The sequence below is a fragment of the Curtobacterium oceanosedimentum genome, from assembly GCF_020297365.1.
Taxonomy (GTDB): domain Bacteria; phylum Actinomycetota; class Actinomycetes; order Actinomycetales; family Microbacteriaceae; genus Curtobacterium.
Genome location: NZ_JAIXIG010000019.1, coordinates 1 through 17,418, shown reverse-complemented (window position 1 = coordinate 17,418; position 17,418 = coordinate 1). Strand labels below are relative to the sequence as shown.

At 64.1% G+C, this 17,418-nt stretch carries 21 protein-coding genes; 17 read left to right on the top strand and 4 right to left on the bottom strand.

What is annotated here, in order from left to right:
- Positions 1 to 59: 59 nt before the first annotated feature.
- Positions 60 to 278, bottom strand: a complete 219-nt coding sequence (locus LEL83_RS09995; RefSeq protein ID WP_225558693.1) for a DUF1653 domain-containing protein — start codon at positions 276 to 278, stop codon at positions 60 to 62.
- A 118-nt stretch (positions 279 to 396) separates the two neighbouring features.
- Here LEL83_RS09995 and LEL83_RS09990 point away from each other — a divergent pair, with 118 nt between their 5' ends.
- From LEL83_RS09990 to LEL83_RS09970, 5 genes are all read left to right on the top strand, one after another.
- A complete protein-coding gene (locus tag LEL83_RS09990) occupies positions 397 to 894 on the top strand; it encodes a hypothetical protein (protein ID WP_225558692.1) in 498 nt (165 codons plus the stop codon).
- Between the two features lie 108 nt (positions 895 to 1,002).
- Positions 1,003 to 1,521 (top strand): hypothetical protein, encoded by a 519-nt coding sequence (locus tag LEL83_RS09985; protein WP_225558691.1) that lies wholly within the window; start codon positions 1,003 to 1,005, stop codon positions 1,519 to 1,521.
- Positions 1,522 to 1,683: 162 nt separating this feature from the next.
- Entirely contained in the window at positions 1,684 to 2,166 is a 483-nt protein-coding gene (gene vsr, locus LEL83_RS09980; protein WP_225558690.1) for a DNA mismatch endonuclease Vsr, read from the top strand.
- 23 nt (positions 2,167 to 2,189) lie between these two features.
- Positions 2,190 to 2,654 (top strand): TlpA family protein disulfide reductase, encoded by a 465-nt coding sequence (locus tag LEL83_RS09975; protein WP_225558689.1) that lies wholly within the window; start codon positions 2,190 to 2,192, stop codon positions 2,652 to 2,654.
- Positions 2,651 to 3,130 (top strand): DUF4395 domain-containing protein, encoded by a 480-nt coding sequence (locus tag LEL83_RS09970; protein ID WP_225558688.1) that lies wholly within the window; start codon positions 2,651 to 2,653, stop codon positions 3,128 to 3,130. The genes LEL83_RS09975 and LEL83_RS09970 overlap by 4 nt, the downstream gene beginning before the upstream one ends.
- Before the next feature lie 114 nt (positions 3,131 to 3,244).
- Here LEL83_RS09970 and LEL83_RS09965 read toward each other — a convergent pair whose 3' ends face one another.
- Positions 3,245 to 3,673 (bottom strand): hypothetical protein, encoded by a 429-nt coding sequence (locus tag LEL83_RS09965; protein WP_225558687.1) that lies wholly within the window; start codon positions 3,671 to 3,673, stop codon positions 3,245 to 3,247.
- 29 nt (positions 3,674 to 3,702) lie between these two features.
- On the opposite strand from LEL83_RS09965, the gene LEL83_RS09960 reads away from it, so the two are divergent.
- The 12 genes from LEL83_RS09960 to LEL83_RS09905 all read left to right on the top strand — a co-directional run bounded on the left by LEL83_RS09960 (position 3,703) and on the right by LEL83_RS09905 (position 15,323).
- The gene (locus tag LEL83_RS09960; RefSeq protein ID WP_225558686.1) at positions 3,703 to 4,509 is read left to right on the top strand and encodes an ATP-binding cassette domain-containing protein; all 807 of its coding nucleotides are present in this window, start codon (positions 3,703 to 3,705) and stop codon (positions 4,507 to 4,509) included.
- Positions 4,509 to 5,801 (top strand): DUF7224 domain-containing protein, encoded by a 1,293-nt coding sequence (locus LEL83_RS09955; RefSeq protein ID WP_225558685.1) that lies wholly within the window; start codon positions 4,509 to 4,511, stop codon positions 5,799 to 5,801. Before LEL83_RS09960 ends, LEL83_RS09955 begins: the two co-directional genes overlap by 1 nt.
- Positions 5,798 to 6,388 carry a hypothetical protein gene (locus LEL83_RS09950; protein ID WP_225558684.1) on the top strand — a complete coding sequence of 197 codons (591 nt, stop codon included), beginning with the start codon at positions 5,798 to 5,800 and terminating at the stop codon, positions 6,386 to 6,388. The genes LEL83_RS09955 and LEL83_RS09950 overlap by 4 nt, the downstream gene beginning before the upstream one ends.
- 83 nt (positions 6,389 to 6,471) lie before the next feature.
- Positions 6,472 to 7,269: an N-acetylmuramic acid 6-phosphate etherase gene (gene murQ / locus LEL83_RS09945; protein ID WP_225558683.1), complete on the top strand. Its 798-nt coding sequence runs from the start codon at positions 6,472 to 6,474 to the stop codon at positions 7,267 to 7,269.
- A 60-nt stretch (positions 7,270 to 7,329) separates the two neighbouring features.
- Positions 7,330 to 7,800, top strand: a complete 471-nt coding sequence (locus LEL83_RS09940; RefSeq protein ID WP_225558682.1) for a PTS sugar transporter subunit IIB — start codon at positions 7,330 to 7,332, stop codon at positions 7,798 to 7,800.
- 88 nt (positions 7,801 to 7,888) lie between these two features.
- A complete protein-coding gene (locus tag LEL83_RS09935; RefSeq protein ID WP_225558681.1) occupies positions 7,889 to 8,302 on the top strand; it encodes a PTS transporter subunit EIIC in 414 nt (137 codons plus the stop codon).
- A 20-nt stretch (positions 8,303 to 8,322) separates the two neighbouring features.
- On the top strand, positions 8,323 to 8,844 hold the full coding sequence (locus LEL83_RS09930; RefSeq protein WP_225558680.1) for a PTS N-acetylmuramic acid transporter subunit IIBC: 522 nt from the start codon (positions 8,323 to 8,325) through the stop codon (positions 8,842 to 8,844).
- Positions 8,819 to 9,877, top strand: a complete 1,059-nt coding sequence (locus LEL83_RS09925; protein ID WP_308009905.1) for a MupG family TIM beta-alpha barrel fold protein — start codon at positions 8,819 to 8,821, stop codon at positions 9,875 to 9,877. The genes LEL83_RS09930 and LEL83_RS09925 overlap by 26 nt, the downstream gene beginning before the upstream one ends.
- A 650-nt stretch (positions 9,878 to 10,527) precedes the next feature.
- The gene (locus tag LEL83_RS16360; RefSeq protein WP_225558679.1) at positions 10,528 to 11,313 is read left to right on the top strand and encodes a sigma factor-like helix-turn-helix DNA-binding protein; all 786 of its coding nucleotides are present in this window, start codon (positions 10,528 to 10,530) and stop codon (positions 11,311 to 11,313) included.
- Positions 11,300 to 13,345 carry a Z1 domain-containing protein gene (locus LEL83_RS09915; RefSeq protein ID WP_225558678.1) on the top strand — a complete coding sequence of 682 codons (2,046 nt, stop codon included), beginning with the start codon at positions 11,300 to 11,302 and terminating at the stop codon, positions 13,343 to 13,345. The genes LEL83_RS16360 and LEL83_RS09915 overlap by 14 nt, the downstream gene beginning before the upstream one ends.
- The gene (locus LEL83_RS09910) at positions 13,338 to 14,456 is read left to right on the top strand and encodes a hypothetical protein (protein ID WP_225558677.1); all 1,119 of its coding nucleotides are present in this window, start codon (positions 13,338 to 13,340) and stop codon (positions 14,454 to 14,456) included. Before LEL83_RS09915 ends, LEL83_RS09910 begins: the two co-directional genes overlap by 8 nt.
- The gene (locus tag LEL83_RS09905) at positions 14,457 to 15,323 is read left to right on the top strand and encodes a hypothetical protein (RefSeq protein WP_225558676.1); all 867 of its coding nucleotides are present in this window, start codon (positions 14,457 to 14,459) and stop codon (positions 15,321 to 15,323) included. It begins immediately after the preceding gene.
- A 440-nt stretch (positions 15,324 to 15,763) separates the two neighbouring features.
- Here the strand turns inward: LEL83_RS09905 and LEL83_RS09900 are convergent, their stop codons facing one another.
- Both LEL83_RS09900 and LEL83_RS15955 read right to left on the bottom strand, forming a co-directional pair.
- A complete protein-coding gene (locus LEL83_RS09900; protein WP_225558675.1) occupies positions 15,764 to 17,119 on the bottom strand; it encodes a DNA cytosine methyltransferase in 1,356 nt (451 codons plus the stop codon).
- 104 nt (positions 17,120 to 17,223) lie between these two features.
- A partial coding sequence (locus LEL83_RS15955; protein WP_263867410.1) for a zinc-binding dehydrogenase occupies positions 17,224 to 17,418 on the bottom strand: 195 nt, incomplete at its 5' end.

Genomic DNA, 17,418 nt, shown 5'->3' with positions numbered 1-17,418 from the left:
CTTGCTCTCCGGTGCGCTGAAAGCCTAGGGGCGGGCGCCGACACCGGTTGCTCGGGCTGTCAGCCGCCGACCGGCACGAAGCGCGGGCCGTCGTAGCCGTCGCGGGTCACGTGCGCCGTGAAGTCCGCGAGCGAGCGGACCCAGTGGCCGTGCTCGCCGTACAGGGCCTGGTAGACGACGACCGGCTCCTCGGTCTCGACGTCACGGGCGACCAGAAGTACCTGGTAGTCGTTGCCCTTGAAGTGGCGGTAGCGTCCGGGCGTCACGTCACTGGTCATGCGCATGATCGTACGGTCAGGAGAGCCGGCGCCCCGTACTGTGGACCGCGTGAGGGAACTGGACGACACCGTCCGTCGAGCGCGGCGCCGGACCATCGTGATCGCGACCGTCGGGTTCGTGATCGGCGCACTCGCCGGCGTGCTCCTGACCACCGGCGATCCGCTGTCCACACGGATCCTTGCCAGTCTCGGCATGGGCTTGAGCATCGGCGGACTGGGCGGCGCCTTCTCCCTGCTGCCCACGACCTTTCGACTCGGGCGCGAAATGCAGACCCCAGGGCGGACGTTCAACCAGCGCGAACGTCGCACGATCCTCCGCGCCGTCTACTCGGGGCGCCCGATCGAACCGCGGGACTCCGATCTCGCGCTCCCGGCCCGCGAGTCGGCGCGAGTCGCATCCACGACCCTGCCGGTCACCCTCGCCCAAACCCTGTTGCTGTTCGCCGGGATCGGGGGCCCACAGCTCCTGAACCTGCTCCGCGACGATGCCTGGAGCGCCGGCTTCAGCCGCATCTTCGTCGCCGCCATCATCGTCGCGTGCGTCGGCTTCAGCATCTCGTTCCGGCGGAACATCCGAGGCGCCCGCCGCTACCTCGCGGCATCCAGCGAGCGCTGACGCTCGCTCTGACTCTGACGCTGAGCCGCGCCGCACTCCGACGCCTCCACCGTCCTGGCCGAGGAAGGGCGACGTCCGTTCGGTACGGTATCCGACGGAGGGGGAACGATGAGCGACAGCATCAACACATGGGGCGGGACCGCGACGAAGGAGCACGAGGCACCGCTGTTCGTGGTGCGGCGGCCGAGGTTCCCGGGAGCGATCTTCACCGTCGTCGGCGCGGCTGGGGTCGTCATCGGCGTTCCCGGCATCGTCCTGCAGCAGGTGTTCGCCCCGGGCGCCGACAGCACCGCGTTCGGCTTCCTCGCCGGCCTCGGCGCGGCGATGTGGCTGCTCGGACGGGCACTCGCCGCCGGCCGGATCGACGTGTACGACCGGCACTACGACGTGAAGTCCGGATTCGGCCGTCTCCGTCGTCGTGAGGTGGACGACATCCACACGCTGCGGTACGGGTCCCAGTCGAACGGCGGGCCGACGTTCATCAGCCTCACCGCGTGGAACGACCGCAGGAAGAAGCAGTTCATGGTCTTCACGATCTACCGCGGGTACGAGGAGTTCACCAAGTGGATCGCTGAGCGCCGACCCGAACAGTGGGCGGAGTGCGAGCGGCTCGGCATCCCCGATTAGGCCGGTCCCGCCGCGGCTCGCGACGTCACGGTCTGACGAGCAGCAGGCGAGCGCGAGCACCACCGCGGGATCTTCCTCCACAGGCGACGACCGAGCCGACGGAGTCCACCACCCCCGGGGCCGCCCGGCCGTCATCGACCGGTGTCTCGGCATGGTCGTGACATGGAGACCTGGGTTGCCGACGACGCGCGACGGCTGCACATGGCACGGTTCAGCCGACGTGACACCGCACCGGAACTCGCCGTGCGGCGCGAGCTGCACCGCCGCGGCCGCCGGTTCTTCGTCGACCGACAGGTGAGCCGTCGCTGCCGCGTCCGTCCGGACCTCGTCTTTCCCCGAGCCCGGATCGCGGTCTTCATCGACGGTTGCTTCTGGCACCTCTGCGAGGAGCACACGCACCTGCCGAAGGCGAATGCCGAGCTGTGGCGACGGAAGCTCCTCGCCAACCGCCAGCGTGACGTCCGCAACCAGGCAATCCTCACCGCAGAGGGCTGGCGCGTCATCCGGTCGTGGGAACACGACGACGCTGTCTCCGTTGCCGACCGCGTCGAACACGAGCTCGATCGCTGGGCCTCCATCGCCCGCCGGGGCCGCAGCAGCCCTGATGCGATCGCGTCACATCCGGTCACGTTCGCCGATTCCTAACCCACCGGGCGTACCGTCACCGCATGACCGTCGGAAGCGCCGTCGCCGTCCTCGTGGGGATCCTCGCACTCGCGACCGTCCTCGGGGTGCTCCTGCGCCGCCGCACCGGCCGTGCCGTACCCGCTGGCAGCAGGACCGGCTCGGAAGGCCCACGTGCCGACGACCTCGCACCGCAGAGCGACTACGGCACCGCCGCCACCCTCGTCCAGTTCTCCACCCCGACCTGCGCCCGCTGCCCGGGCACCCGCCGCCACCTTGACGCCCTCGCCGCCCGACACGACGGCGTCGCCCGACTCGAGATCGACCTCACCGAACGCCCCGATCTCGCGACCCGCTTCAACGTCCTGCAGACCCCGACGGTCCTGCTGCTCGCCGCCGACCGCTCCATTCACACGCGGTTCGGCGGGCCACCCCGCCCGCCCGAGCTCGCCGCAGCCCTCGACACCGTCCTCACCACACGCGCCACCGGCCCCCAGGAGTCCCGATGACCACCACGAACGACCCCGCCCGCGGCATCGACCCGCGCTCCCCACGCTTCGGCGCCGCCATCACCACGGTGCTGCTCGCCGCAACGATCGTCCTCACCCTCGTCCCCGAGACGTACACCGTCGGCATCGTCCTGCTCGCCGTCATCGTGGTGCTCTTCGCCATCGGAGGCATCGCCGGCATCCGACGCCACCCCTACGGCGCGCTCTTCCGCCGCTTCGTCCGCCCGCGCCTCGCCCCGCCCACCGAACTCGAGGCCCCGGAGCCCCCGACCTTCGCCCAGCAGGTCGGCCTGTTCGTGACCGCCGTCGCGTTGCTCCTCGCTCTGCTCGGCGTCCCGTACGCCGCCCCGATCGGTGCCGCCGTCGCCCTCGTCGCCGCGTTCCTCAATGCCGCCTTCGACGTCTGCATCGGCTGCCTGCTCTACGTCTGGCTGGTCCGCGCGGGCGTGTTCCGCCCGCGGCGCGGCGTCGCCTGACCGCGGTCGGTCTGGAGGCGCGACGCACCTTGGTTCGGTCCCGTGCGCCTCCCCTCGGCTCAACTCAGCTGTCAGCCGACACCAGGGTCCGTGTCGACAACCGCGAGGGCTGGTTCAGTACGCCTGCCGCACCGTCGTCACCGAGAGCCGCAGCACCGGATCGTAGGAGGATCCGTTGAGCTCTGAGATCGTCCAGTGGTACCGATCAGGCCGAGTCATCACGCCCCAATCACTGCGCCCGCACTTGTTCACCTTCGACCCCATGCTCTTGTCCGGCAGCCAACCACGCTCGTCGTAGAGACGAACGGTTGCCGACCGGAAGCCGGAGTCCTTCCCAGAGATCCGGCAACCCGCGAAGGTCGTCGCGGTCCGCACCCTGTCGGTGTGCGAGTCCTGCCAGCTCCTCGAACTCTTGCCGATCGCGACTCCCGTGAGCTTCGACGTCCACGACCCCTCGGCGAACGCCGGTGCGGCCGCGAACACGGAGGCGAGAACGACCCCTCCGGACACGACGGCGGCGACGCGACGACTGAACTGGATCATGTTGCTCCCCCTTGATCTGCTGGCCCGGAATGTCCGAGCCGTTTGCACGCTACTGTACGGTGAAACACCAGTACAAGGTTTCGGGGGCGCAAGTGACCATCACCATCAACGGAGTCACCTTCGGCTACCGCCGCGACAATCGAGTTCTGTCCGAGCTGACGACCACGTTCCCACGCGGCGCCAGCGTCCTGCTCGGGCCGAACGGAGCGGGCAAGTCGACCCTCCTCGGCCTCATCGCCGATACTCTTCGGCCGCGCTCCGGCACGATCACCGTCGAAGGAATCGGTGGCGCGGGTGATCGTGGCAACCGGAAGCGGTACCGCCAGGGAGTCGCATGGTTGCCGCAGCGCAGCGCCGCCTTCCCCGGGCTGACTGCTCGGGAACACGTCGCCTACTGCGGGTGGCTCAAGGGACTCACTCGCCGGGACGCGTGGGATCGCGCGAGGACTGCACTCGCCGCTGTCGATCTCGCGAGCCGGTCAGATGTGCGAGCGAGCACGCTCTCAGGCGGCCAGGTCCGCCGTCTCGGTGTCGCTGGCGCGCTGGTGTCGGGTGCGCAGTGGATCCTCTTGGACGAACCAACTGCGGGCCTTGATCCAGCTCAGCGCGCTCGATTCGCGCAGGTCGTCCAGCACCTGCCGCCCGACGTCTCGGTGGTCGTGTCGACTCATCAGACCGAGGACGTCGCAACAACGTACGACCACGTGACCGTCCTGGTGGACGGCAAGGTCCCGTTCGCCGGTCCGGTCCACACCTTCACCGAGCCGTTCGCGACCCTGTCCCCCGCGGCCGCCGTCACGGCTTCGTACGCCCGTTTCACGAGCGAGGACGACTGATGCGGCCACTCATCCCGTGGCGGAGCCGAGCGTCGGTGTGGCTCCTCGTACCGGGGCTGTTCGGCATCGCCGCCTACAGCGTGCAGTTCGCGTCCGAGACGGCCGTGTCCGGGTACTGGCCCGCAGCCTTCGCGGGGTCTGCGATCTTCCTTGCTTTCTCGTGCGCAGCAGCTGCAACCGCCGGCGCATGGGAAGGACGGCGGTACCGGGCTGCCACGGCTGCGATCGAGAGCAGCAGCAGATCGAGTGCGGCGATCGTCATCGACCACCTGTGGACGCCCCTCACCGCCGGCGTGCTGCTGCAGCTCGTCGCGATCGTGCTCATGAGTCGCAACACCTGGGGCGCTCCCGGCGGGCCGTCAGCGCTCGTCGGTCTGACGTTCGTGAGCATCCTCTTCTTCCACACCTGCGTGGGGTTCACGCTCGGACGCTGGCTGCCGCCGGTGGCGTCCCTCCCCTTGAGCCTGCTCGCCTCGTACAGCTGGCTCGGCTTCACCTGGTCGGTGGACTACTTCCCACTCCGCTACCTGGCCGGGCTCGTGATCTCGGACTGCTGCTCCGTCGAGACGTCCCTGGACGACCGAGCACCGATCATCGCGACGGCGTTCAGCGTGCTCGCCGGGTGCAGCCTGCTGATGCTCGCGGTTGCTCGTTCCGCGAGCGGTGGTCGATTGCGCCGGCTCGGCGTCCAGATCGGTACCGGTTCCTTCGCCGTCGTCACCGCAGTGAGCTTGATCGCCAGCGCGGGACTCGGCCCGACGCCGGTCGTCGATCGTCCGCAGTCGCAGGCGATCTGCAGCGGCGATCGACCGACCATCTGCCTCTTCCCGGAGCAACGCGAGCAAAGCCGCTCGGACGCCGTCATCCGGAAGGCCGTGGGGAACCTCACGCGGTCCGGCATCGCGGCCCAACCGACCGTCCGTGCGAGCAACGCACCCTCGACGCCAGCGACCCTGAACCTGATCGTCCAGGTCCGCATGACGAAGGCCGACCTCGTGCACAGCCTCACGACTTCGGTACTCGGGGATGCCGAGGTGGCCTCCTGCGGCACCGAGCAGGACGACGCCGAGCGGTTCAACGACGCTGCGGTCGCCAACCGGTGGCTCATCGACGCCGCCTCGAACGGCATCGTTGCCGCAGACGAAGTGGCATCTGCCCTTCAAATGGACGACCCCTCCGTCTTCAGCGAGCTTCGCCGTGCGCCACTTCCGGCACAAGCTGCGTGGGTCACCGCGACGATCGAGCGACTGACCGACTGCTCGGTCGGTCACATACCGGTGCCGTCCGCATGACCTGGTGGCTGCGGGTACACCGGACCCTGGCGCTGCTCGGTCTCACGGTCACCCTCACCGTCTTCTCCATCGCCGTCGGGCCGATCGGCATGCTCTTCCCGTCGTTCGGTGGTGGCACACCGTTCGCGATGATCCCCGTCGCAGCGGTCGTCCCACTCGTGATCTCCATCGCGACGGGCGCTTCGATCAGCCGCTCGCCGTTCCCCGCCCCGGTTCGACGGACCGATCTGCTCGAGCTGGCCGCCGTCCTGACCGTGCTCGCGCTGGTCGGTCTGATCGCTGCTATCGGTTCGGCGCTCGGCGTTGCTCCCGAGCTCTCGATCGCCACCGTGCGGAACTCGATCGCGTTCTGCGGACTCGTGATCGCCAGCCGCGTCGTGTTCGGCGATCGATACCAGTCCGTGCCCGGCGTGGTGTACCTGTTCGTCGCGGCGCTGTTCGGCCGCGGGACTCCGGGCAACCCAGCCGCATGGGCAGGCGTGGTCACGACGAGCACCGATCCCGGATCGTGGGCCTTCGCGCTCCCGATCGTCCTCACTGCTGTCATTGCTCTCGGCGTGCAGCAGCGGCACGGCAGGATCCGGTAGCTAAGAACGCGCGGCCCGGCCGTGTGCGGTCACCGACTCGTCCTTGGACGGCATCGACCTCGTCTCCACCCGTTGCCCAGCGCATGACGCTCGACCGCAGCGAGCCCGCAGCAATCGAGCCGTGCCTCCCGGCCATCGCCCTCGCCGCCGACTCGATCGCCGCAGCGTTCTCGCGCGGCGGCCGCCTGATCTCCGTCAGTGCCGGCACGCCGGGCCGGCTCGGCGTCCTCGACGCCAGCGAGTGCCCGCCCACCTTCGGCACCGACCCCTCGCAGGTGGTCGGCCTGATCGCCGGCGGACAGGTCGCGCTCACCACCGCGGTCGAGGGCGCCGAGGACGACGGGGAAGCCGCCGTCCGCGACCTCGCCGCGCTCGGCCTGACGGCCGACGACGTGGTCGTCGGGATCAGCGCGTCCGGCAGGACGCCGTACGTGATCGCAGCCATCCTGGAGGCGCGGCGCAGGTCCGCCCTGTCGGTCTCCGTCGCGTGCAACGCCGACTCTGCCGCGGGGCGGGAGGCGGACATCGCCATCGACGTCGTCGTCGGTCCCGAGTTCATCGCCGGGTCCACCCGCCTGAAGGCGGGCACCGCGCAGAAGCTCGTGCTGAACATGCTCACCACGCTCGCGATGGTGCGCAGCCACAAGACGTACGGCAACCGGATGGTCGACGTGCGGGCGACAAACGCGAAGCTCGTCGCGCGGGCGTTCTCGCTGGTGCAGGACGTCACCGGCGCTTCGTCGGCCGAGGTCCAGGCGGCGCTGGATGCCTCGGACGGCGAGGTGAAGACCGCCATCGCCGTGATCCTGACCGGCGCCTCGGCTGCTTCGGCCCGTGAGCGCCTCGTCGCTGCTTCCGGTTCGTTGCGCGCCGTGCTGTAGACCCCGTTCCCCTTTCTCCGCTTTCCTTCCGCTCGATTCCTTCCCCCGAGGAGCACAGCAATGCCCGATGCACAGCAACTCGCCCAGCAGATCCTCGACTCCGTCGGTGGCTCCGCGAACATCGCCGACGTCGAGAACTGCATGACCCGCCTGCGGGTCGAGGTCGTGTCCGACTCCTCCGTCGCGCTTGAAGACCTCAAGGCCACCGACGGCGTCATGGCCACCATCGCGGCCGGCTCGAACCTGCAGATCGTGCTCGGCCCGGGTCTCGTCGATCGCGTGGCCGACGGCCTGAAGGCCCTGCGCGCGTCCGCCCCGTCGGCGGCGGCTGGTGGGTCCTCACCTGAAGAGCTCGCTGCTCGCGGTGCCGAGATCAAGGCGGCCGCGCGGGCTCCTTCCGACGGCCGAACCATGCGCGCGATCCGGAAGATCTCCGCGATCTTCATCCCGCTCATCCCCGCACTGATCGCCTGCGGGCTGATCGCCGGGATCAACGGCATCCTGACGAACTCCGGTGGGGGCCCGGGGTGACGCTGTTCCTCGGCGTGCTGTCATCCGGCTTCCTGTCCCTGCTCGCCGTGTTCGTCGGGATGGCAGTGCCGATGAGAACCGAGTCGCGATGGAGTTCGGCGACACACCCATCCTCGGCGGCGCGGTCGGCGGCATCATCTTCGCGGCCGGCGTCGCGAACGTCACCGTGTTCGGCGAGACCCTCGCTCCCGGGCAGGGCGGTATGCTCGGGGCCATGGCCGGCGGCATCCTCGCCGCCTACGTCGAGCGGTTCATGCGGCGCATGACTCCGGACGTCATCGCGCTCATCGTCGTGCCGACCGTGACCGTCCTGGTCGCCGGGTCGATCACGCTCGGGATCCTGATGTCCGTCGCCGGCGTCGTCTCTGTCGCGATCGGGACCGCTGCCACGTGGCTCCTCGCCAACGGTGGCGCGTTCGCCGGGTTCGTCCTCGGAGGCTTCTTCCTGCCGCTCGTCATGACCGGTATGCACAGGGGCTCATCCCCATCCACACCACGCTGATCGACCAGACCGGGTGGACCGTGCTGCTGCCCGTGCTGGCGATGGGTGGCGCCGGCCAGATCGGTGCGTGCATCGCGCTGTGGGTGCGGTTCCGGTCGAACGCCTCGCTGGTGCGGACCATCCGCGGTGCGCCGGCCGGATTCCTCGGAGTCGGCGAGCCCCTCATCTACGGAGTGACGCTCCCCCTCGGGCGGCCGTTCATCACCGCGTGCATCGGTGGCGCGTTCGGAGGCGGTGTCGTCGGTCTGTTCGACCAGCTCAGGCACTCCGTCGGGGCGATCGCCATCGGCGCCTCGGACCTGTCGCTGATCCCGCTGCTGAACGGCTCGTCCGGGTACGGGTGGGCATTGCTCGGGTACGGATCGGGGCTGGTGGTGGCGTACGTCGTCGGCTTCGTGGCGACGCTGCTCTTCGGGGTGTCCGACTCGGTGCGGGCCGACCTCGAGGCGCAGTCGGCTTCCCCGTCCGGCGACCCCGTCGCTCCGGACGCCCCGCTCGACCTGCAGGTCACGCCGGCTGACTCCGTGGGAGCTGCGCGCTGATGCGGTTGGGCGCGAGCGCGTACCTGGCGCACGGTCCGCTGGCTGGTCCGACCTTCGAGGCGCCGCGGCCGCGGGTGCGACGCTCGCGTTCACCTCGTTGCACATCCCGGAGGACTCTCCGTCGGGCGCCCGCGCCGCTGCGACCGCGATCGTGTCGGCTGCTGCGTCCTCGAGGCTGTCGGTCGTCGTCGAGTTCTCCCCCAACACCGCACGACTGCTCGGGGATTCGCCCTGGGAGTTCCTGCGGTCGATCGGAGTGGCTCGGGTCCGGATCGACTTCGGGTTCTCGGTCCCCGAAATCCTCTCGATCGCTGCCGTCCTGCCGATCGCCCTCAACGCGAGCACGCTGCGGGCCGCCGACCTTGCGCCGTTCGCTGACCTGGACGTCGAGCTGATCCACAACTTCTACCCGCGGGAGTGGACCGGGGTTGCGCTGACCTCGGTGGCTTCGTCCGTCGCTGTCGCCCGGTCCTTCGGCTGGCGGGTCGGGGCGTTCATCGCTGGGGACTCCGTGCGGCGTGAGCCGCTCGGCGAGGGGCTGCCGACCGTCGAGGAGCACCGGACCATGCCGCCGTTGTTCCAGGCTGTGGCGCTCGTAGATGCCGGCGTGGACGATGTGTACGTCGGGGATCCGGCGCTGACAGATCGCTCGTGGTCGAGGTTGAGGTCGTTCGTCCGGGAGTGCCTGCCATGCTCGACGGCCCCGCTGCCCCGGGCGTGCACCCGGCGGTCATCGAGGCGTTGGCGGCCCCGACCGAGACCGCCCCGACGCCGCCGCCATGATCAGGCTGGAGCACTCGCGGGAGCGCTTCACCGGGCTGCCGCTGCCCGAGGTCGGTGGGCAGCCGAGGCCTGCGGGTCGGTCACCGCGCAATTGTCGTCGGCAGGGCGATTCTGCGTGGAGGCGGCGATTACGCTGCGCGACCCGACAGACGAAGATCGCGCCGCCGTCGTGGGGTTGCTTGCGGCTCCAGTTCCAGAGGCGGCCGCTTTCTGCCTCTCCCTTGTGCTCCGCAGATCCTGCCGCGGCTGAGTCCGTTAGGTCGGCATAACGTCCCAGCACTTCGACTGTCATGGGCCCCGCTGAGCGACAGAAGCACACAGATACCGGGCACGCTACAGCCGCGGGGATGATCCGTTTGCCCACGCCGCGGCACAGCACACGCGCGCGGTTGTCCGAACGAACACACTGGCCGAGACCACACCTCCCCCAAAAGCGGGTCGGCACCACAACTACCCGTGCGGGGGTGTGTGCCAGTAGCGTAGGCCGAAGCCTCGGACGTTGCTTTGTCGCCCAACTCCGACGCGATCCGCGCACAAGCACCGCGCACACACAGTCAGGCGAGGAAATCACCTCAAGGGGGAGCTATGGCGGTCGTACGCCGGATACGTGAGGAAGGAACGGCCCCGCAGAGGCATCCTTCAGAAGTCGACCTAGCCATATTCGTGGTCCCCACTGCTGGGCTGATTCAACTCACGACGTATGGATCGGACCATCGTCAGTCAGGCCCGAAGCCCAGTCAGACGCTCCAGTTTGATCGCACCCAGGCACGCCGCCTCCTCACTATTCTAGAGGCGTTCGTGAATGAGGACTAGGAAACACTCCCCAAGGGAGATGTTCCTGCGTACGCTCTGCAACCTTCGGTCGTGTGCGGGTGACTATTACCCAGACTATGGAGCCGAATGATAGAACCAGCGAAGAATGATAGCGAGGAGCGTATGCTCGCGATCATCGAAGCTAGGCGGCGCGGCGATACCCTTGCGGCAATCGGTAGTAGATTCGGAATCTCCCGGGAGCGAATCCGGCAGATACTGAAAGGTGCAAATGGGCCGACTCGCCAAGATGCCAGGAGAGCCCAACTCGCAGCCCGCCAATCCAAAGCCGATTCCGTTCAGCGGGAAATACGAATCGCGCTCGAACAGTACGGACCCGCGACCGCCGAGGACATCTCATTGTTGATTGATGTCCAGGTCGATGAGGTTGCAGCGTGCTGGCCCAAGGACCTGAACCACCTTCGCCTCCATCCACCCAGGAACCGCACTCAAGCCTGGTCGGATCACGACATCATCTCGGCGATTCAGGACGCAGCCTTATATGAATTCCCTCTGACAGCGAAGGCTTATGCTGAATTACAAGCAATCGGACAGATTAACGGACCCTCGCTACCTAGGATAAGCCAACGATTTCGCTTTTGGGCAACAGCATGTGAGGCAGCAGGCGTCGAGCATGGCGCACCGGCCAGAGAAGACTACCAATCCGAATGGACAGATCACGACTTGTTGGCGTATGTGAGCCGCTACCTTTGGGATGGAAACTATCCAAATTCAGTTCACGGCTACACCCAATGGAGGAGATCAGAACATCCAGAGGCACCGTCCTTCTCAACAATAAGAAATCGGCTGGGCACTTGGACCATCGTAAAGACTAGAGCTCTCGAAATGGACGGACTACCAAATGGGAGAAGTTAAGCGCCTTGACGTAGAACTTGCAACGGCTCTCAACTCCGAAGCGAGGAAACGCGTCTGGGACTCGACAACCTCGATCCTTAATCACGGACCAATAGATGGCGACAATCAGTCCACAGTCCTAGCCCTTGGCTATGTGCAGTCCGGCAAGACAACCTCAATCACAGCCCTCGCCGCGGCCGCGGCCGACCGCGGCTACCAAGTAATCGTCGCACTGCTGGGCTCAACCAACATATTGCTTGATCAAAATCGTGCGAGACTAGAATCTGCGCTCGGCATCGGCACTCGAAGCGACTATGTGTGGGTAACCGAGCCCAACCCGTCTACAACAGCGAGCGGCAAGAGGATCCGCGACTTCGTCACACGTGGCCGGGTCTGTTTCATCCCTGTGTTGAAGCATGCTGGCCGCATTCGTTCGGTTGCGAAACAGCTAGAGAGCCTTCCCGACACCATTCCCGTTCTCATCATCGACGATGAGGCAGATCAAGCATCGTTGAATACCAGCGACACGAGTGAGAGTAGAACTTACGCAGCAATTAAAGAATTGCGTCGTTCCCTCCCGAAACACCTTTACGTTCAGTACACAGCGACACCATATGCCCCCCTCCTACTAGACACAACCGACATGCTAAGCCCGAGGGCGGTCGAATTTCTCGCACCAGGACGCGGCTACACAGGGGGCAAAGAATTCTTCCTCGACAACGCAGCGACCGTGGTTAGAGACGTCCCACTACTCGATGAGCAAGCGTCGCGGAATCTACCGATCCAGCTTCAATTGAGCCTAACCAAAGCCTTGGCCGCATTCCTGGCTGGAGCTGCCCTCCTAATGTTGGCGGACCCAACCGCTCCGCCCGTGAGTATGCTAGTTCATTCCACGGCACGGAATGATGTCCAAGCTCGCTACGAGTTTCTCCTTCGCCGTCAGTTGACGAAGTGGCGGGCTTCAGTCGAGACGGGTGACGAAGCGCAGTTCCCGGAACTAGTGCGCGAGGAAAGAACTCGTCTAGTTCGGAACGGCGCGACCGACTCATCAGACGCCGACTTTGTAAAGCAGTTGCGATTCGTCCTTCGCGAAGCGACAACCTGGCTGGTGAATAGCGCCGCGGACGTAAATCGCGTTGACTGGACCGTAGCACCCATTCATATTTTGGTGGGTGGGAACAAGTTGGATCGCGGTTTCACCGTTGAGGGTCTGACAGTGACGTATATGAACCGCCCCGCTAGCAAGCAGGTCGACACGCTAGAACAACGCGCCAGAGCATTCGGTTACCGTGGGGACCTACTCCCGTACTGCCAATTCTTCGCAAGCAAGAAGACCGTTCGATCCCTGACCGAGATTGTGCATACAGAAGAAGATTTGCGAGCGCGCCTACGAGATCATGTCGAGGACGGCGGATCCGTCCGAACCTGGGCGCGAGAGATCGGACTGCTGCTTCCGGACGGCATGATTCCTACTCGCGCTAGTGTGATCGAGGCCTTGGTTTCACATCCACTTGGTTGGCACGTCCTTCGACGACCTTCGACTGAGTCGGGGGACACCGGCCTCAACTGGGCTCTGATCCGACAACTGGGTCTCGCGGACGCTCCACTACTCACACACGGCCGGCGTCAGTTCCGAACGCTCACGGTGACATCCATCCTTCCACTCCAAGAAATGCTCACAGCCTGGAGGCGAGGCGCATTTAGTCCAGGCTGGCTTCAAGATGAATTCATGGATGCTCTTGAACGCCGTTTCAGCACCTACGGGCGAGCCACCATCATGCTCATGGACGACGCGGATTCCCCTCGAGTCCGCAAGTGGGAAGACGACATTGGCTTTGTGAACCTCTTCCAGGGTAGGGACCTGAGGCCGCAACCCAATGGAGACTTCTACCCCGGCGATCGAAACGTGATGAATCTCGAGGAGAATCCGGGCCAGATTTTGCTTCAGGTACACAGGAACGTCCGACGAAATGACCCCGCTTCAGTCGAGTTGCTTTCTCTGGCTCTTTACCTCGGAAGCGGAACGATTCAAAGAAAGGCTTCAAATGTCTAGTACTCTCCCTCCGAGTGCGGGGCGCCCGGCATCTATTGCCCTGCGCAGCCTGCGCCTTGATCCTGAAAACCCTCGAATCCCGGAAAGCATGCGGGCAGAGGCAACGGCTGAACTAGCGGTCCTTCTAGAGATGGGTTTCGACGCTTTCGCGGTAGCGCAATCGATCGCAGAGCTTGGCTACTTCGCTGCGGAACCCCTTATCGTTTTACCGAATCCCGATGAAGAAGGCACGTGGCTCGTCGCGGAGGGCAACCGGCGCCTCACCGCACTGCTCGGGCTGGCTGACGCATCAGTACGAACAAACTTCACGGATCCGGAGCGCTGGGAAATACTCTCGAGCCGGCGTACGATTTCGCTGGACATGGAAGTCCCGGTAGTTATCCATGCGAGCCGAGAGACCACACACGCGGAGATCGCACGCGTTCATGTCGTGGGCAAACTTGCCTGGCGTCCATACATGCAGGCGAAATATATCGCCGCGCGTGTTGCTGAGGGACGTACCGTACAAGAAGTTGCTGACCTGATTGGTGTCACAAAGAGCACCGCCGCCAATCTCTATCGGGACCAAGCTGTTCTGGCCCAAGCCTCGTCTATTGGACTGGAAACCGTGCAAGTAGAGCGAGCTTTCTCCCTCTTGACCGTGGCGCTCGGCAACACAAAAATTCGAGACCATCTCGGAGCACCTTTGGGCTCTCGGATGGAACCCGACACCGAGCCGATTCCGGCGGACAGAGTCGAAGAACTCGAAGAAGTGATTAGCTGGATCTTTGGCGACGAGGATTCCGAGGCCGTTATCTCAGATTCTCGACAAATTACGCATCTTGGGTCAGTGATCGCCAACGATATTGGATTAGCAGCGCTCCGCCAGGGCGATACTTTGGAAGAAGCCAAGCAAAAGGTGAGTGCTGCGGGGCTCGATCCGCTTACGAGCCTGCTCAAGCGCCTAACGACCGCGAAAAATGCGCTGGATAGCGCTAGTAACGATATCGCTGAACACGGAGACCTAGCCGAGGTACAGTCCATTGTAAGTGACCTAGAATCGCTCGTCGAGGGAATGCGATCCTCCTTAACCGAGGTTGCTTTAGACTCCGCCGCGGACTCGATCAAATAGATGGAGTTTTCTAGTGTAGAGGAGTTAGCCGATTGGATCGAGACTTCGCTTGTGGTTGCGACTCCCAAGACCCTCGGGATTGACCGTCTCAATTTCCTCGCTCGTGCAGAGTTGAACGCCGGCGAAGCAACGGTATCAAGTGCATTGGCGGTTATGCAGAACCGAGCGAAGGTGCTTGGAGACGACTATCCCTTCGGGGTGAACGCGGTATCGGTGAGCAGCATTCGCACGTCCAGCCGTGTTCCGTACCTGACTCTCTTGTTCATGAGTCCAGGCTCTCCTTGGCGGCAGATCGCTCCCGCCGACGAACTATCAGACACTGCGTCAAGGTTTGAGGAACTAGTTCGCGATGGGCTGTCGAACTTCTGGGGCAAAGGCGGCCAAGCACTCCTTTTCGGATATCCTTCGAAAGAGGGACGCCCTCAAGAATTCAGCCAAGCCGTACGTTGGCTAGCTGACATAGTGGGCTTGCGCGTCGGTGTTGGCTACCGGCCACCTCGACGCAAGGACGGTGGCGTCGATGTGGTGGCGTGGCGTCCCTTCAGGGACGGCAGATCGGGGTTCCCAATCTTGCTGGCACAGGCCACGATCCAGAAGGAGACGTTCACCAAAACTTCTGACATCGACTCACGGCTGTGGGCCAGTTGGCTTGCTATGGACGTGGATCCCCTGCGCGCACTTTGTCTCCCTGGGACAGTTAGGCGCCAGGGACCGGAATGGGATCAGTTGTCGTCGGTTGTCCTAGTTCTCGATCGCATCCGAATCATCGAGTTGATTCGAAGAGGCAGCTCCAGCAGCATCGATCCCACGTGGATCGAGCAACGGATTGCGAAGCTGCGTTCGGTCATGCTTGCTGCAGAGATTTAGCAGACCGTTAGCGTATTGCGACTGACCGCCGAATAAACACGGGTCTACTGAATCAGATGTTCGATCTGACCCGATGAAAGCAACTTGCCGTATTTGCTCGATGGTCACATTTCCTCTCATGAGTCAACCCCTGAGGGGGCTACTCAGCGCACTTTGATCCGAAGTGACATCAGCCGTACATTCGGACTCGATCGACGCCATCTCTCGAAAATGTAATTCTCGGTCGCTGGCGAGGGTTCGCGCCCAGGGATCTACCTGGAGAGAAGCTTGGGCGACTGAGTGAAAAACCCGTTTACGTTTCAGTGCTGCACTAGCACGGGAAAGGAGGGCCGGATAAGAGGTGAAGCGATTCCTAGCCGGTCCCCACTCCACCACCAAGACACTTCCTCGATCAGCGCGTCAGCGAGTGCTCAACGACACGAGGACCCTGGACATAACAGCTAGGCCGCGATCTCAAGCGATTCCTCATCCAATCGCTCGCCCTCATCGCCGAGGCCGAGAGTGCAATCGATGAGTTGTTCGGCGATACGCTGCACCACTCGCGCGTTCACTGCGTTACCGAGCGCCTTGTAGGCATGTAAATCGAGTTCCGGAAGTTCAATTCCCCCGAGGCTCTGTAGTTTCGCGCACTCTATAGGCGTCATGTACCGCTTTTCCCACCCAATGATCGGCACCTGGGAAGTGGTCATCGCGATAAGGCTAGGCGCGGTTGTTGTCCGCTTCACACGGATGCCCGAGGCTCTCGCCTGAATTACATACTCCTCGATGTCACGCCTTCCACCTTGCGCGTTCCACTCGAACTTTTGAAAGCTGGATGGTAGCTGATCAATCCGCGACCGCTTCAACCACGGATCAATCCACTGCGAGTTAGCCGCATAGAAGTCTCGATTTTGCCGTATGAAGCTTCGTTTCCAGGATGGAAACTCGTACTCCAGACGACGGCCATGACTCGGCAACGCCTTTAAAACCTCGCTGTCACCCAGACCCTTAAGCGACCTGCCGAACGATCCTTTGTGTGCGTTTAGGGCTTCCGAGCCCAGTTCCGCGAGAAGTGCTGCAGGAGTCTCTGTCTCGTAGGGGTAGGTGGCGCCAAATTCCATTGCCCATATGGGGAATGAGGGCAACTTCACGTCCACTGGAGCGGACTTCAAGAAATCTCCCCAGATATCGATGGCTCGAAGAGTTTGTGCTGGCACTGGTCTAGTGGGAACGCTCTCACTCGAGAGCACCGATCGGATGTCAGTAGTGCCAGATTCGGCAGCGGGCCAAGCGAAGCCCGAGAGGCCGCTCCTCGAGCCTACTATGTAAGCTCGGTCACGTACTTGAGGAATTCCGAACTGATGCGGCGAGAGCCTCGTTATCGCGACGTCGTAGCCGAGACCCCGGAGTTCACTAAGCATCGTGCGAAGGGTTTCGCCTTTTTGATGCCGAAGGATATTGGGGACGTTCTCAAGGATGAACATCGAGGGCATCTTTGCCCGAAGAATATCCCTGACTTTGAAAAAGAGTTGCCCCTGCAGTGTGTGCGCGAAACCTAGTTGCTCACCCGCTTTCGAGAAGGGCTGGCACGGGAATCCTGCGGTGAGGATCTCATGGTCAGGAACAGCAGTAGGATCCAAATCGTTGACGTCAGCCCACGGACGAATACCGAAGTTCGTTTCGTAAAGCTGATTCAATCGGGCTTCCCATTCGGCCGCGAAGACGACGGTCCCGCCAAGTGCGCTCAGGGCTACATGAAACCCACCGAGCCCAGCGAACAAGTCCACGAATCTGAAATTTTGTCTGATGGTGGGCACAGTGGACCTTCCTACTGGACTTCTCACCTCAATGTATCGAGAACCAGTGACAGACACACCCCGACACTCTGACCCAGCAAGTTCCTCGCCACCGTGACCGCCGCTCACCACGTCAGCACAAACCGCCCCCGCGTCCCCCCGGCCTCCAACCGTTCATGCGCCTCCACAACCCGCGCAGCCGGCATCACCTCCGCAACCCGCGGCGTCAACGTCCCAATCTCCACCGCATGCCGCAGCTGCTCGAGCTTGTCGAACGACCGGTACTCCGAGAACACCATTACCTGCACGAACTCGATCCC